The sequence below is a fragment of the Pseudomonas sp. Y3 TE3536 genome, assembly GCF_053629175.1.
The window spans coordinates 5,581,126-5,595,417 of record NZ_JBRJHU010000001.1; the positions used below are offsets into that span (position 1 = coordinate 5,581,126).

The 14,292-nt window shown below is 63.3% G+C and carries 13 protein-coding genes; 7 read left to right on the forward strand and 6 right to left on the reverse strand.

The annotated features are described in order from the left end of the window. Positions 1-22 precede the first annotated feature (22 nt). The 5 genes from AB7M33_RS24960 to pobA all read right to left on the reverse strand — a co-directional run bounded on the left by AB7M33_RS24960 (position 23) and on the right by pobA (position 5,660). A complete protein-coding gene (locus tag AB7M33_RS24960) occupies positions 23-970 on the reverse strand; it encodes a FecR domain-containing protein (RefSeq protein WP_454243898.1) in 948 nt (315 codons plus the stop codon). Beyond that, positions 967-1,482 (reverse strand): sigma-70 family RNA polymerase sigma factor, encoded by a 516-nt coding sequence (locus AB7M33_RS24965; protein ID WP_085274256.1) that lies wholly within the window; start codon positions 1,480-1,482, stop codon positions 967-969. The genes AB7M33_RS24960 and AB7M33_RS24965 overlap by 4 nt, the downstream gene beginning before the upstream one ends. Before the next feature lie 53 nt (positions 1,483-1,535). Next, entirely contained in the window at positions 1,536-2,417 is an 882-nt protein-coding gene (locus AB7M33_RS24970) for a LysR substrate-binding domain-containing protein (RefSeq protein WP_085274280.1), read from the reverse strand. 70 nt (positions 2,418-2,487) lie between these two features. Beyond that, on the reverse strand, positions 2,488-4,293 hold the full coding sequence (ggt, locus tag AB7M33_RS24975; RefSeq protein ID WP_454243899.1) for a gamma-glutamyltransferase: 1,806 nt from the start codon (positions 4,291-4,293) through the stop codon (positions 2,488-2,490). A 179-nt stretch (positions 4,294-4,472) separates the two neighbouring features. Next, complete coding sequence (gene pobA, locus AB7M33_RS24980; RefSeq protein ID WP_265968888.1) at positions 4,473-5,660, reverse strand: 4-hydroxybenzoate 3-monooxygenase; 1,188 nt, start codon at positions 5,658-5,660, stop codon at positions 4,473-4,475. A 172-nt stretch (positions 5,661-5,832) separates the two neighbouring features. On the opposite strand from pobA, the gene AB7M33_RS24985 reads away from it, so the two are divergent. The 3 genes from AB7M33_RS24985 (at position 5,833) to AB7M33_RS24995 (ending at position 8,097) form a co-directional block, all read left to right on the forward strand. Then, positions 5,833-6,711: a helix-turn-helix domain-containing protein gene (locus tag AB7M33_RS24985; protein ID WP_099454378.1), complete on the forward strand. Its 879-nt coding sequence runs from the start codon at positions 5,833-5,835 to the stop codon at positions 6,709-6,711. A gap of 67 nt (positions 6,712-6,778) precedes the next feature. Further along, a complete protein-coding gene (locus tag AB7M33_RS24990; RefSeq protein WP_027593543.1) occupies positions 6,779-7,177 on the forward strand; it encodes a MerR family transcriptional regulator in 399 nt (132 codons plus the stop codon). 20 nt (positions 7,178-7,197) lie between these two features. Further along, complete coding sequence (locus AB7M33_RS24995) at positions 7,198-8,097, forward strand: hydroxymethylglutaryl-CoA lyase (protein ID WP_454243900.1); 900 nt, start codon at positions 7,198-7,200, stop codon at positions 8,095-8,097. Positions 8,098-8,626: 529 nt separating this feature from the next. Here AB7M33_RS24995 and AB7M33_RS25000 read toward each other — a convergent pair. Further along, positions 8,627-9,157, reverse strand: a complete 531-nt coding sequence (locus tag AB7M33_RS25000; RefSeq protein ID WP_027593545.1) for an MgtC/SapB family protein — start codon at positions 9,155-9,157, stop codon at positions 8,627-8,629. Positions 9,158-9,311: 154 nt separating this feature from the next. On the opposite strand from AB7M33_RS25000, the gene AB7M33_RS25005 reads away from it, so the two are divergent. The 4 genes from AB7M33_RS25005 to AB7M33_RS25020 all read left to right on the forward strand — a co-directional run bounded on the left by AB7M33_RS25005 (position 9,312) and on the right by AB7M33_RS25020 (position 14,251). Continuing rightward, entirely contained in the window at positions 9,312-9,551 is a 240-nt protein-coding gene (locus tag AB7M33_RS25005; RefSeq protein ID WP_027593546.1) for a DUF3203 family protein, read from the forward strand. A gap of 121 nt (positions 9,552-9,672) precedes the next feature. Continuing rightward, positions 9,673-11,076, forward strand: a complete 1,404-nt coding sequence (gene ccoG / locus AB7M33_RS25010; protein WP_099429130.1) for a cytochrome c oxidase accessory protein CcoG — start codon at positions 9,673-9,675, stop codon at positions 11,074-11,076. A 52-nt stretch (positions 11,077-11,128) separates the two neighbouring features. Beyond that, positions 11,129-12,538 carry a GntR family transcriptional regulator MpaR gene (mapR, locus tag AB7M33_RS25015; RefSeq protein ID WP_027593548.1) on the forward strand — a complete coding sequence of 470 codons (1,410 nt, stop codon included), beginning with the start codon at positions 11,129-11,131 and terminating at the stop codon, positions 12,536-12,538. Between the two features lie 57 nt (positions 12,539-12,595). Then, positions 12,596-14,251, forward strand: coding sequence for an ATP-binding protein (locus AB7M33_RS25020; RefSeq protein ID WP_454243901.1), 1,656 nt, complete (start codon positions 12,596-12,598; stop codon positions 14,249-14,251). Positions 14,252-14,292 lie beyond the last annotated feature (41 nt).

Here is a 14,292-nt window from a genome sequence, read left to right on the forward strand (position 1 = left end):
CTTACACGTGTGCGGTGTACCCTCAGGCAGGTTGCTTACGCGGTGTCAGCGACACCCAGTAGCGGGTCCGGTAATGCACCTGCAGCGGCAGGCTGGCAGCCAACAAGGCAAGGATGCGGTCGTTGTCGTCGAGCTGGAAGGTGCCGGTCACGCTCAGGCGCTCCAGGGCCGGGTCCCAACGCAGCAGCCCGGGGCGATAGCGGTCGAGTTCGCGCAATACATCGCCCAAGGGCTGGTTGTCGACCATCAACAGGCCTTGCTGCCAACCCGGTAACTGCGCGTCGAACGCCTCTATAGGCCCTGCCCCGCTGGCAGCAAGGGTTACCCTCTGCCCAGCCTGCAATGACAGCGCGCCGCCCTGGGCCGTTTGCAGGCGCACGGCGCCATCGCTGACCGACACGCGGTAGTGCTGCCCTTGCTGACGCACGCAAAAACTCGCCTGGGTAGCAAAGACAGCGCCTTGGGCGGTCTGCACCTGCAACGGGCCGACGCAGTCCACGGCAATCTCACCCCGTACCAGTTGCACAACGTGCTGGCCGCCCTGCACAGACAGGTTCACCGCACTGGCAGTGTTCAAATGCACGCGCCCTCCCCCTGCCAGCACGTGGCCACGCCGTTCTCCGGTGGCGGTGTGCAGGTCGGCGCGCCAGCTGTCCACGGGTAGCTGACGGTAGCTATACCAAGCTAGCGGCGCCAGCGTGCCGATCGCCAAGGCCTGGCCCAGCAACCGGCGGCGGTCGGGGTTCGGGCGGTCCAGGCAGGCCACCGCAAGCGACGATGGCACGGCGGAAAACTGCGTGCGCAGGGCCTCGGCCTTTTGCCACAGCGCTTCATGGGCCGCGCTGCGTGCACGCCAGCGCTGTAGCGCGTCGACCTGGCCATCATCCAGTGGGCCAGCGTCCTGCAAGGCCAGCCACTGCGCGGCCTCGCGGGCCAGTTGCCGAGCGCGGGCGTCGACGGGCGCGCTCACAACGCCACCAACAGGCAATGCGCGTACGCCTTGACCATGTAGCGTTTGACCGTACGCTCAGAAACCTGCAAACGCTCGGCAATGGTTGCGTAGTCGACCCCTTCCAACTGCGCCCACAAAAAAGCCCGGCGCACGGCGCGTGGCAGGCCGTCGAGCAGTTCGTCCAGGGCCTGCAAGGCTTCAAGCAGTATCCAGCGTTGCTCCGGCGAGGGCGCCAGCGCTTCGGGCAGGTTAGCCAGGGCTTCCAGGTAAGCGCGCTCCAGGCTGCGTCGCTTGTAATGGTTGATCAGCAGCCGCTTGCCCACGGTCAGTAGATAGGCCCTGGGCTCACGCAGACTGGGTAGCGTCTGCCCGGGGTGCGCGGCGAGCACCCGCAAGAAGGTGTCCTGGGCCAAGTCGGCGGCCTCCCAGGCATCGCCCAGGCGGCGCGAGAGCCAGCCTTCCAGCCAACTGCGATGGTCGCGGTAAAGCGTGCCGAAGGAGGTTTCGTCTGCCGGGGTGGAGTCGGTCATTCAAGGGCACGCTAGCGGGCTAAAGGTATGAATGCGACTGATTCTAATTGCTTTTAGATCCCACCTCCAGCCAACAATTGCGTCATCACCTCGGCCAGTGCCTTGACCATCACGTCTGCCGTGGGCCGATGGACGATGACGATTTCGTAGCTGTCGACCTCGGGCAACCCCTGCTCGCCCCCCAGCACCCGGTGCTCGCGCGTTGCCGCCCGCGGCGGTAGCAGGCTGATGCCCATGCCATCGGCGACTGCAGCCTGGATGCCGCTGAGGCTGGAACTGGTAAAACTGATGCGCCAGCGCCGGCCCATGCCTTCGATGGCGGTGATCATGTCATCGCGGTACAGCCCGCGTGGCGGAAAGGTCACCAACGGGATCGGGTCGAGTTCAAAAGCCGGCGTGCGCGCACTGTCTATCCACTGCAGGCGCTCTGGCCAGCAGGCCACCCCTTCGCGGCTGTTGCGCCGCTGCTTCAGCAGCACCAAGTCGAGCTCGCCATTGTCGTAGGCTTGGCTGAGGTCGCGGCACAGCCCGCTGGTCACTTCCAGTTTGACCTGCGGGTGCAGCCGGCTGAACGCCGACAGGGCGTTGGTGGTGCGCCCACCGACGAAATCCTCGGGCACGCCAAGGCGCACGGTGACACCGACCATCGCCCCTGCCAGCGCTTCGAGCATCTGGTCGTTCAAGGCCAGCATATGGCGGGCATAGCCAAGCAAGGTCTGCCCAGCGTCGGTGGGCAGCACGTCACGGTTGCCGCGCACGAGCAAACGGTGGCCGACCATTTCTTCGAGTCGGCGCACCTTCTGGCTGATGGTGGACTGGGTCGAGTGCAGGCGCGCGGCGGCGGTGGTGAAACTGCCGCAATCGGCCACCACGACGATCGCGCGCAGCAAGTCGAGGTCGAACAGTGCTCTATTCGATTTCACGCTGATAGACATCTTGGTATTCAACTTCTGAATGGCAAGGTAGCGTTCTATCACGCCACCTCACACCCCGCAACGCGCTTGCTCAATCGCCGAGTGCCGCGCCTTCGCGTCGCGGGTCGGCGCCCCCGGACCAGCCAGCGCCAGTGCGCTGGATGATCTGCATGCCGCTGGTCATGGTCATGGGCGTTACCTCGTGCCCCCAGGCCGCCAGTTGCCGGATCAGCGCCGGGCTGGTCAGCCCCGCTTCCACCTCGGTGCCGGCATTACGGCTGCCGAAATTGGGCAGGTTGCTGGCTTGTTGCGGGTTTAGTTGCCAGTCCAGCAGGCCGACCAGCGCTTTGTTCACGTAGCCGATGATCTGCGAGCCGCCGGGGGAACCGAGGCTGGCCACCAGTTCACCCGATGACCGCGAAAACACCAAGGTCGGCGCCATGGCCGACAAGGGGCGCTTGCCCGGCTCGACCCGGTTCGCCACGGGCTTACCTTGCTCCTGTGGCAAAAACGAGAAATCGGTCAGGTGGTTGTTCAGCAAAAAACCTTTGACCATCAAATGCGCCCCGAACGCCGCCTCCACTGACGTGGTCATGGCCAAGGCCTGGCCACTGTCGTCCACGGCAGAGAGGTGCGACGTGGAAATACGCAGCGGCGAACGGTCGGGGGCCATGGCCAGGTCGCCGCCTTGCGGGGTACCGGGGCGGGCGCGCTTCATGCTGTAGGTGCCGATCTGGGCGGCACGCCCAGCGAGGTAGGCACGGTCGATGAGGGCTTTGACCGGCACCGGCACGTAGTCGCTGTCGGCCAGGTATTGGGCGCGGTCGGCATAGGCCAGGCGTTCGGCTTCGGCGATCATGTGAACCGCCAGCGGCGTGGGCTCCAGGCCGGCGGGCGATGACGTGGCGCGTGGCGCACGTTTCGCCAGGTCATAGTGCGGCGACGCGCGCTGTAGCGCTTCAAGGATGCCCAGTGTCTGCAGTACAGCGACCCCGCCCGAAGAAGGCGGCGGCATGCCACAGATACGCCACCGTTTGTACGGGCCACAGACCGGCTCCCGCTCGCGCGCCCGGTACTGGCTCAGGTCCTGCAATGACAGTTGCCCGGCATTGGCATGCCCACGCACCTGGGCAACGATCGCTTCGGCCACCTCGCCGGTGTAGAACGCATCAGGCCCCTGCGCGGCGATGCGCGCCAGGGTCTGCGCAAGCTCGGGGTTGCGCAGCATCGTGCCGACCGGAAGTGGCTTGCCGTTTTCGCCAAGGAAGTAGCGGGCCATGCTGGGTGAGCGGGCGACATAAGGGTCAGCTGCCAGCAAGGTGTGTAGACGCTCAGAGACTGGAAAGCCCTTTTGCGCCAGCGCTATCGCAGGCGCAAACAAATCCTGCCACGGCAGCTTGCCATGCTGTTCATGGGCCAGTTTAAGCGCCCGCAGCACGCCAGGAACGCCGACCGCGCGCCCGCCGATTTGCGCCGCCCTGAATGGCATCGGCGATCCGTCGGCTTGCAGGAAGAGTGATTCCGTGGCCGTTGCAGGCGCCGCCTCACGGCCGTCGAACGCCTGCACACGCTTGCCGTCCCAATAGAGGATGAAGGCCCCACCACCAATGCCACTGGATTGTGGCTCGACCAGGGTGAGCACCATCTGCATGGCGATCGCCGCATCGATGGCACTGCCACCGTCGCGCAGCATCGCACGCCCCGCCTCGCTGGCCAGCGGGTTGGCAGCTGCGGCCATGTGCCGGCTGGCGTGGACGGGTAGCAAGGCGCTGCGGTAGCCGGACTGCAATTCTGGGGGTGGGGGTAGTACCTGGTCAGCCCAGGCCGGGCCAGCGGTGGCGGCCAGGCACAGGGCGGTTATCAGTTGCCGGGGACGTGATGAGAGGCTTGAGTGCATGGCGATGGATTTTTTTCGCTCTTGAGGTCGAGCGCCGCTGGCGCGGCGCTTCGCAGCACAAGGCTGCTCCTACAGTTTAATTCGGGCCAATTATGCCTGTGGACTCACCGGCCCGATACAAACTGTAGGAGCAGCCTTGTGCTGCGAAGCGCTGCGCCAGCGGCGCTCGATCTTTACCCCTACGCCACCTCTTCGAACGGCAAGCCCACATAGTTCTCGGCAATGTTCACCAACCCCGCCGGCGACGACAGGAAGTACTCGCGGTCAGCCTCCTGCATCTTCTGGTCCCAAGCGTCCTTGTGCGTGCCAAAGTCATGCAGCAACTGGGTCATGAACCAGCTGAAACGCTCGCCCTTCCAGACCCGGCGCAAGGCCAGCGGCGAGTACTGCTGCAACAGGTCGGTACGCCCTTCGTGGTAGACCTTGACCAGGATCCGGTACAGGTAATTGACGTCCGATGCCGCCAGGTTGAGGCCCTTGGCACCGGTAGGCGGGACGATGTGGGCGGCATCGCCGACCAGGAACAGGTGCCCGTACTGCATCGGTTCGACCACCAGGCTGCGCAGCGGGGCAATGCTTTTTTCCAGCGCAGGGCCGGTCACCAGGCTCGCCGCCACGTCCTCGGGCAAGCGGGCCTTGAGCTCGTCCCAGAAACGCTCGTCGGACCAAGCTTCGACCTGGTCGTCCAACGGCACTTGAAGGTAGTAGCGGCTGCGGGTCTGCGAGCGTTGGCTGCACAGCGCGAAGCCCCGCTCGTGATGGGCATAGATCAGCTCGTGATTGACCGGTGGGGTATCTGACAACAAGCCCAGCCAGCCAAACGGATACACCCGCTCGTACTGCTTGAGCACACCCTCGGGGATGCTCTGCCGAGAAACGCCATGGAAGCCATCGCACCCGGCGATGTAGTCACAGTCCAGGCGGTGAACCTGCCCGTCCTTCTCGAACGTGAGGTACGGACGCTCGCCTTTGAGCTCATGCGGCTGCACATTGCTCGCCGCGTAGATGATCGGTGCACCATTGGCTTCACGCGCTTGCATCAAGTCACGGGTAACCTCGGTCTGGCCGTAGACCATCACCGTCTTGCCACCGGTCAGGGCCTTGAGGTCGAGTCGCTGGCGACGCCCGCCGACCAGCAGCTCGACGCCTTCATGCACCAGGCCTTCGCGGTCCATGCGCGCAGCCACGCCGGCCTCACGCAACAGGTCGACCGTGCCTTGCTCCAGCACGCCGGCACGGATGCGGCCGAGCACGTACTCGGGGGTCTGGCGTTCGACGATGACGGTCTCGATGCCGGCCTTGTGCAGCAACTGACCGAGCAGCAGGCCGGACGGACCTGCACCGATGATTGCAACCTGAGTTTTCATTGTTGTTGTCTCTAGTCGGGCGATGCCGGCCCTGAACTGGCAGTGGCATGGCATCTGCTGTTAGGGTTTACACCTGCATTTTTACTGGCAAAGGCTGCCGGTTAAGTGTGCTATTCCATGCAAAATCTGCACTTTTACAAAAAACGTTCGATTAACGGACAGGCAAAACCGCATGAAATCCACCCTCCCCGGCATTCCGTTGTTCCAGCTGTACGGCGAAAACCAGGCGTGGCCCGGCACCGACCTGTTGCACTGCGAGTCGATCCCGGCACGCAGCCGCTTGCACCACTGGGAGATCAAGCCGCACCAGCATGCCGAGCTGTTCCAGTTGCTGTATGTGCAGCGTGGCCAGGCCGAGGTGGAGATCGAAGGTGTCCGCAGCTCAATCAGCCAGGCCGCTATCCAGGTGGTACCGCCACTGACCGTGCACGGCTTTCGCTTCAGTGCCGACATCCAGGGGCATGTACTGACCTTCGGCACCGCGCTGGTGGCCGAACTGGAACAGCAACTGGGCGCGCCGCTGGGCATGCTGGCCACGCCGGCGTGCTATGCGTTGGGCAAGGACCGCCAGCGTTTACGCAGCCTGATCGACACGCTGCAGCAGGAATACCAGGGCAATGCCCCGGCACGGGCGACGATGCTGCAGGCGCTGGTGACCGCATTGATGGTCTGGATCAGCCGCCGGCAGCAACTGGGCCAGGCGCCCCGTAACCGTGACGAACGGGACCGGCAGTTGCTCGGGCAATACCTGCGCCTGGTCGAGGCGCATTACCGCGAGCATTTGTCCGTGGAGGACTTCGCCGCGCGCCTGAACGTCTCGAGCCTGCAGCTCAACCAGCTGTGCCGGGCACTGAGCGGGCAAACGGCTTTGCAGGTGGTGCATCAGCGGCTGCTGCTGGAGGCGCGGCGCAACCTTCTTTATACGCGCATGAGCATTGGGCAATTGTCGGATAGCCTGGGGTTCACCGACCCCACCTACTTCGCGCGGTTTTTCAAGCGGCTGAGCGGGCAGACGCCCAATGGCTATCGCCGGGTGGGGGTGCCTGAATAGCGCCCCTGCTTGACGTAAACGTCAACCTGCATTCAGGATAGCCCCATACTCCACGCCGAGCCCCCGCATGAGCCTCCAGACCTACAGCATCTCCGACCTGTCCCGCGAGCTGGACATCACCACCCGTGCCATCCGCTTCTACGAGGAACAGGGCTTGCTGAGCCCCGAGCGACGTGGCCTGGAACGCATCTACTCGGCACGTGACAAAGTCAGCCTGAAGCTCATCCTGCGCGGCAAGCGCATTGGTTTTTCCCTCGCCGAATGCCGTGAACTGATCGAGCTGTACGACCCCACCAGCGGCAACCTGAAACAGCTCAACAGCATGCTGGTGAAAATCGCCGAACGACGTGCCCAGTTGGAGCAGCAGATGCTCGACATTCATCAGATGCAACTGGAGCTCGACACCGCCCAGGAGCGCTGCGAGCAGGCCCTTGCCGCGACCTTGAACAACAAAGACAACCGTTGACCCGCCACAGGAAACCCGCCATGCCCTTGCCTAAAGAAGTCCGTCTGGTCGAAGTAGGCCCCCGCGACGGTCTGCAGAACGAAGCCCAGCCCATCAGCGTCGCCGACAAGGTGCGCCTGGTTGACGACCTCACCGAAGCAGGCCTTGCCTACATCGAAGTCGGCAGCTTTGTCTCGCCCAAGTGGGTACCGCAGATGGCCGGTTCCGCAGAGGTGTTCGCAGGCATCGTGCAGCGCCCCGGTGTTACCTATGCCGCCCTGGCGCCGAACCTGCGCGGCTTCGAGGATGCCCTGGCTGCCGGGGTGAAAGAGGTGGCGGTATTTGCCGCAGCATCCGAGGCGTTCTCGCAGCGCAACATCAACTGCTCGATCAGCGACAGCCTCAAGCGCTTCGAGCCGATCATGGAGGCTGCGCGCAGCCACGGCGTGCGCGTGCGTGGCTATGTGTCGTGCGTCTTGGGCTGCCCTTATGAAGGCAAGGTCAGCGCCGAACAGGTCGCCCCGGTCGCCCGCGCCCTGCATGACATGGGCTGCTACGAGGTATCGCTGGGCGACACCATCGGTACCGGCACTGCGGGCGATACTCGCCGGCTGTTCGACGTGGTGTCGGCCCAGGTGCCCCGCCAGCAGTTGGCCGGGCACTTCCACGACACCTATGGCCAGGCCTTGGCCAACGTCTACGCCAGCCTGCTTGAAGGTATCAATGTATTCGACAGCTCGGTGGCCGGGCTGGGTGGCTGCCCCTATGCCAAGGGCGCCACCGGCAATATCGCAACCGAAGACGTGGTGTACCTGCTACAGGGGCTGGGCATCGAGACCGGCATCGACCTGGGCCGCCTGATCGCCGCAGGGCAACGCATCAGCACGGTGCTGCGCCGCACCAACGGGTCGCGGGTGGCACGCGCACGCAGCGCGCAGTAGTCACACGGGTGTCACATGAATGTGGGTGGAGTGTTACCTCCCCCACGTTTCGCAGCAAAAAATCGGGTAACAGGGAAACAAATCGACAAAATTTCAGGTCGATCGTTTTCAACCAAAACACCTAAGTGCTTGATTTTAAAGGGTTTGAAAAAGTTGGCACGGGCCATGCTATATCTTTGGTACAAGAACAAAAAAAATGTGACACCCAATAAAAACAACAGGTAACGGCTCTGACATAACAAGAACAACACGGCAGAGGCGTAGCAAGCAGATTTTTTTGGAGTAGACACGCTTTTCAGGGGTACGCCCCGCGGTCTGACACAGAACAATAAAACTACCTCTAGGTAGCGGCAGTCAGCATCGGATCAGTCATGATGAAAGCAGGTCAGCGCTCAAAAAAATACGTTTGTTCTTGACCCCGCATGGGGGTCGCCCGCGACACAAAGACAGGCTGACAAAAACAACAAAAGGCCGTCTTCAATAATAAAAAGAGCAGGCAACAACGCTTTGGGGGGAGCTTCGGCTCCCCTCAGTGCTTCCTGCCCTCCTCCTCGCTCTGTTTCTCCTCATCCTGTTTCTCGACCTTGTCCACCAGCATAGGCATCGTGCCCAGCACCAACAGTGCCAGCACCGTGCTGATCAATGCCGTGGCTTCGCGCCCCATGCCAGCGGCCGTACCGATCGCGGCGGTCATCCACAGCCCTGCTGCGGTAGTCAGCCCTTTCACGTGGCTGGTGTCCTGGCCGTTGCCCTTGAGAATGGTACCCGCGCCCAGAAAACCGATACCGGCGACAATGCCCTGGATCACCCGGCTTAGCGCCTGCTCGTCGGCCCCGGCCATGCTCGGCGCCAACACGAACAGCGCAGCGCCCAGCGAGACCAGCATGTGGGTGCGCACGCCGGCAGACTTGCCTTTGTGCTCACGCTCAAAACCCAGCACCGCACCCAGCACGGCCGCCATCAGCAGGCGCACCAGCACTCGCGTGACTTCGCGCTCGTCGCCGAGGTCGGCGAACTCGGCCTGAATGGTTTGCCAAATCGGATGCCACCAAGGGTTCATCGTGACGCTCCTGATCAGAATGCGCTGGGGCTGCCTCTGTGATAGTTGACTCGCGCAGCGCCGGCAAGTGCGATACATCCCGCCCAGCGGATCGATGCAGCAACCACCTCTGCACAGTGGTCACACCTGTAACCGCCACCAAGAGGACATTCCCATGCCGGTTGAAATCGACGAAAGCACCCGCCGTTGCACGCTCATCGGCGACCATGTGCACCTCGAAGGCGATGGCCCTGCCATCGAAATCATCACCGATGAGCAGCTGCGCATGTCGGTGGCGGTGCTGGCGGGGGAACGGGTGCCGATCACCGAAGCAGAAGCTGATGCCCTGACCGTAGCGGGTGCGGTGGATAGCCGCAGGCATCTGAAGACCAGCGTGCCAGGCTCGGTAATCTAAGGCCTGGCGTGCTTTTGCTGATCATCTGATACGGTTTTTATCGCCAAACCTGAGCCTGTGCTGATAACAGCTCGGGGGCCATAGTGCTCATGCCTGATCGAGGCCTGATGAGCACCGAGCCATGAACGATAGAATCCCCTTTACCGAGATCGCCGCGCCCGCAAGTTCAGCTGCCAAACGCCACGTTGACAGCGGCCTTCACACCCGCAGTTTCACCGGGCTGTACCGCAACCTGCGGATCGGTTTTGCGGGGGCGCTGTTCGCACTGTTCTTCGGCACTGCCTGGCTGACCTGGAACGGCCGCCAGGCAGTGCTCTGGGACTTGGGCAGCAGCAAGTTCCATATCTTCGGCGCAACGTTCTGGCCGCAGGACTTCATCCTGCTCTCTGCGCTGTTGATCATCTGCGCCTTTGGCCTGTTCGCCATCACGGTCTACGCCGGGCGCGTGTGGTGCGGGTACAGTTGCCCACAAAGTACCTGGACCTGGTTGTTCATGTGGTGCGAAAAGGTCAGCGAAGGTGACCGCAACCAGCGCATCAAGCTTGCCGCTGCCCCCTGGAGCCTGGAAAAACTGGCCCGTCGGGCGCTCAAGCACAGCCTGTGGCTGGCCATCGGCTTGCTCACCGGCCTGACCTTCGTCGGCTACTTCACCCCGATACGGCCCCTGGCGGCAGAACTGTTCACCTTGCAGTTGGGTGGCGTCGCGCTGTTCTGGGTGTTGTTCTTCACCGCCGCCACCTACATCAATGCCGGCTTGCTGCGCGAGGCGGTGTGCCTGCACATGTGCCCTTATGCCCGCTTCCAAAGCGTGATGTTCGACAAGGACACCCTGGCGGTGGCCTACGACCCGCGCCGCGGCGAAACCCGTGGCCCACGCAAGAAAGGCAGCGACGCCCACGCCCAAGGCCTGGGCGACTGCATCGACTGCACGATGTGCGTGCAGGTCTGCCCCACCGGCATCGACATCCGCGATGGCCTGCAAATGGCCTGTATCGGCTGCGCGGCCTGCATCGACGCCTGTGACGGGGTCATGGACAAGATGGGGTATGCCCGCGGCCTGATCGGTTACAAGTCTGAACACAGCCTGCAGGGCGGCACCACCCACTGGTTGCGCCCGCGCCTGTTGGGTTACGCCGCGGCACTGGTGGTGATGATCGGCGCGCTGGTAGTTGCCTTGCAACTGCGCCCGATGGTGTCGCTGGACGTGATCAAGGACCGCGGCCTGTTCCGCGAGAACGCCCAAGGCCAGATCGAGAACATCTACCTGCTCAAGGTCATCAACAAGACCGAAAGCACCCAGCGCTATCACCTGCGTCTGCTGGACGCTGACGGCTTCACCCTGCAGGGCAAGACCGAGTTCATCATCCCGGCTGGCGAAATGAGCGAACTGCCGGTCTCGGTGGCGATGCTTGCAGAACGCCCGACCAGCAGTTCGCAAACCTTGAGTTTCGAAGTGCAGGACAGTGACGAACCTGCCGTGCGCAGCGTGGCTCAAAGCCGCTTCGTCGCACCGATGAACCGCTGATCCCTTACACTGTTTTTCCACCTTGCCTGCCAGGCTTCGACAGAAGGCCAGAATGAAACGCTACGAACGATTCGCCGATGACATTGCCGAACTGATCCGCTCGGGTGTGCTAGGCCCTGGCCAGCGGGTGCCGTCGGTGCGCTATGCCAGCCAGACCCACGGGGTCAGCCCGTCCACGGTGTTCCAGGCCTATTACCTGCTGGAACGGCGCGGGTTGATTCGCGCGCGCCCGCGTTCGGGGTACTTCGTCAACGCCCATGCACCGCGCCAGTTCTGCGAACCGCAGGCCTTGCAGCCGGTCAGCGAGTCCACCGATGTCGACGTCAGCGCGCTGGTGTTCTCTATCCTCGACTCGATAAAGGACCCCAACACGGTGCCGTTCGGCTCGGCCTTCCCAAGCCCCGAACTGTTCCCGCTGCAGCGCCTGTCGCGCTCGCTGGCCAGTGCCAGCCGTGCGATGGACCCGCGCATGGTGGTCACCGACCTGTCGCCCGGCAACCCCCAACTGCGCCGGCAGATTGCCCTGCGCTACATGGTCGGCGGGCTGATGCTGCCGATGGAAGAGCTGCTGATCACCAATGGCGCGCTGGAAGCCCTGAACCTGTGCCTGCAGGCCGTGACCGAACCCGGCGACCTGGTGGCGATTGAAGCGCCGGCCTTTTACGCCTGCCTGCAAGTGCTGGAGCGGCTCAAACTCAAAGCCGTGGAAATTCCCGTTCACCCGCGCGAAGGCATGGACCTGAGCGTGCTGGCGCAGACCTTGGAGAAGCACCCGGTCAAGGCCGTATGGTGCATGACCAACTTCCAGAACCCGGTAGGCGCCAGCATGCCGGAGGCCAAGAAGCAGGCGCTGGTCGAGTTGCTGGCACGCCATCAGGTGCCGCTGATCGAAGACGACGTCTACGCCGAACTCTATTACGCGCAACAGGCACCCAAGCCCGCCAAGGCCTTCGACACCCAAGGCCTGGTGATGCACTGCGGTTCGTTCGCCAAGAGCCTGGCGCCCGGCTACCGCATCGGCTGGGTGGCCGCCGGGCGTTTCGCGCAGAAGATCGAGCGCCTCAAGTTGATGACCTCGCTGTGCGCATCGATGCCGGCCCAGGCGGCCATCGCCGACTACCTGCAACACGGCGGCTATGACCGCCACTTGCGCAAGCTGCGCTACGCGCTGGAAGGCCAGCAAGCTAACATGCTCGCCGCCATTTCTCGCCACTTCCCGGCGCAGACGCGGGTCAGCCAACCGTCTGGAGGCTACTTCCTGTGGCTTGAACTGCCAGAGCAGATGGATGCGCTCAAGCTGTTCCACATGGCCTTGGCCCAGGGCATCAGCATCGCCCCCGGCCCCATCTTTTCACCGACCCGTCGCTTCGGTAATTGCATCCGCCTGAACTACGGCAGCCCCTGGCATGACGGCGCCGAAAAGGCCATGGAGACCCTGGGGCGAATCATTCGTTCATTTTGATAGCTGTTAGCCTGCGCCGCGACTATAGTTGCCCGATCCGCTCACCGGTTCGACACCATGCAGCCAGTCACGCAAGCTTCCTACGAGCAACTGCAGGCACGTGTCGCAGAGCTGGAATCGCTGCTGGCCCAGCGCGATGACATCGCGCTGGCAAACAACAAGCTGCTCGGTGAACTGGTCGACAGCAGCTTGGCCAACGTGTTTGCAGCCGACCGCAAAATGCGCTTGTTGGCGATCAATCGGACCGCCCGCGAAACCTTCCAGCGGTTTCGCGGTTTTGTGCCGCAGATCGGCGATTACATCCCGCAGTTTCTGGCCAACCAACCGGACATCATGGGCCGCTTGGCCCCGGTGTGGCCGCGCCTGCTGGCCGGCGAAGCGTTCATCGAAACTATCGCCCTCGGGCCACCTGACGCCCTGCGCCACTATGAAATCCGCTACCACCCGCTGCTCGACGCGCAGCAGCGCATCCAGGGCGGCTATATGTTCGCCTACGACATTACCGAGCGCATTGCCGAGCAGGAACGCCTGCACCAAACCGAAGAAGCGCTGCGCCAATCACAGAAAATGGAAGCCGTCGGCCAATTGACCGGTGGCATTGCCCATGACTTCAACAACCTGCTTGGCAGCATCCTTGGCGCACTGGAGCTGGCCGGGCAACGCCTGAGCCAGCGTCGCGTGCTGGACACCGCCAGGCTGCTCGAAGTCGGCAAGGACAGCGCGCTGCGTGCAGCCTCGCTGGTGCAGCGTCTGTTGGCTTTTTCGCGCCAGCAAACACTGCTGCCGCAACCGGTCGATGTACAGCGGTTGGTGGCCGGAATGCACGACCTGATCCGCAGTTCGATCGATTCGCACATCGACTTGCAGGACCGGACACTGGCCGGTCAGTGGTCGATCCGCATCGACCCCCAACAGCTGGAAAACGCCCTGCTGAACCTGTGCATCAACGCCCGCGATGCCATGCCCCTGGGCGGCACCCTGCGCATTGGCTGTGAGAATGCCGAGCTCGACGACGAGCAGGCCCGCCGCCTGGACGTGCCGCCAGGGCAATTTTTGCACATACGGGTGGACGACACTGGCATGGGCATGAGCAAGGACGTGATGCAGCGTGCCCTCGACCCGTTCTTCACAACCAAACCCATGGGCCAGGGTACTGGCCTGGGGCTGTCGATGGTCTATGGCTTCGTGCGCCAGTCTGGCGGGCAATTACGCATCGACAGCACGCCTGGGCAAGGCACCAGCCTCCACCTGTATTTGCCCCGGGACGAAAGCACCACCCACGAGCATCCTTGCACTGCACCTGAACATGCTGACGCCAGGCCGCTTCACAGGCCACACCGGATCATGCTGGTAGAAGACCAAGCGACCCTGCGCCTGGTACTCGGCGAAGTGCTGAAAGAGCTGGGCCACGAGGTCCAGATTTTCGAGGATGGCCGCAGCGCACACGCGGCGTTGCAGCACGGCCCATTGCCTGACTTGTTGATCACCGATGTCGGCCTGCCCGGCGGCATCGACGGCAACCAGCTCGCAGAGGCCTACCGGGGCCTTGCCAGCGAAGCCCCGGTGATACTGATCACCGGCTACGACATTGCCAGCAGCATGGCCCGAGGCTGGCCTGCAGAGCGCACCGAGGTGCTGTCCAAGCCCTTCGAGCTCAAGGCACTGGGTGAGCGCATCGATCGCTTGCTGGGCGTGGCTGCGCATTTGCGTTAAGGGTGTTTTCGCCCTTGGGGTGAACACGTTAGAGTTTGGGC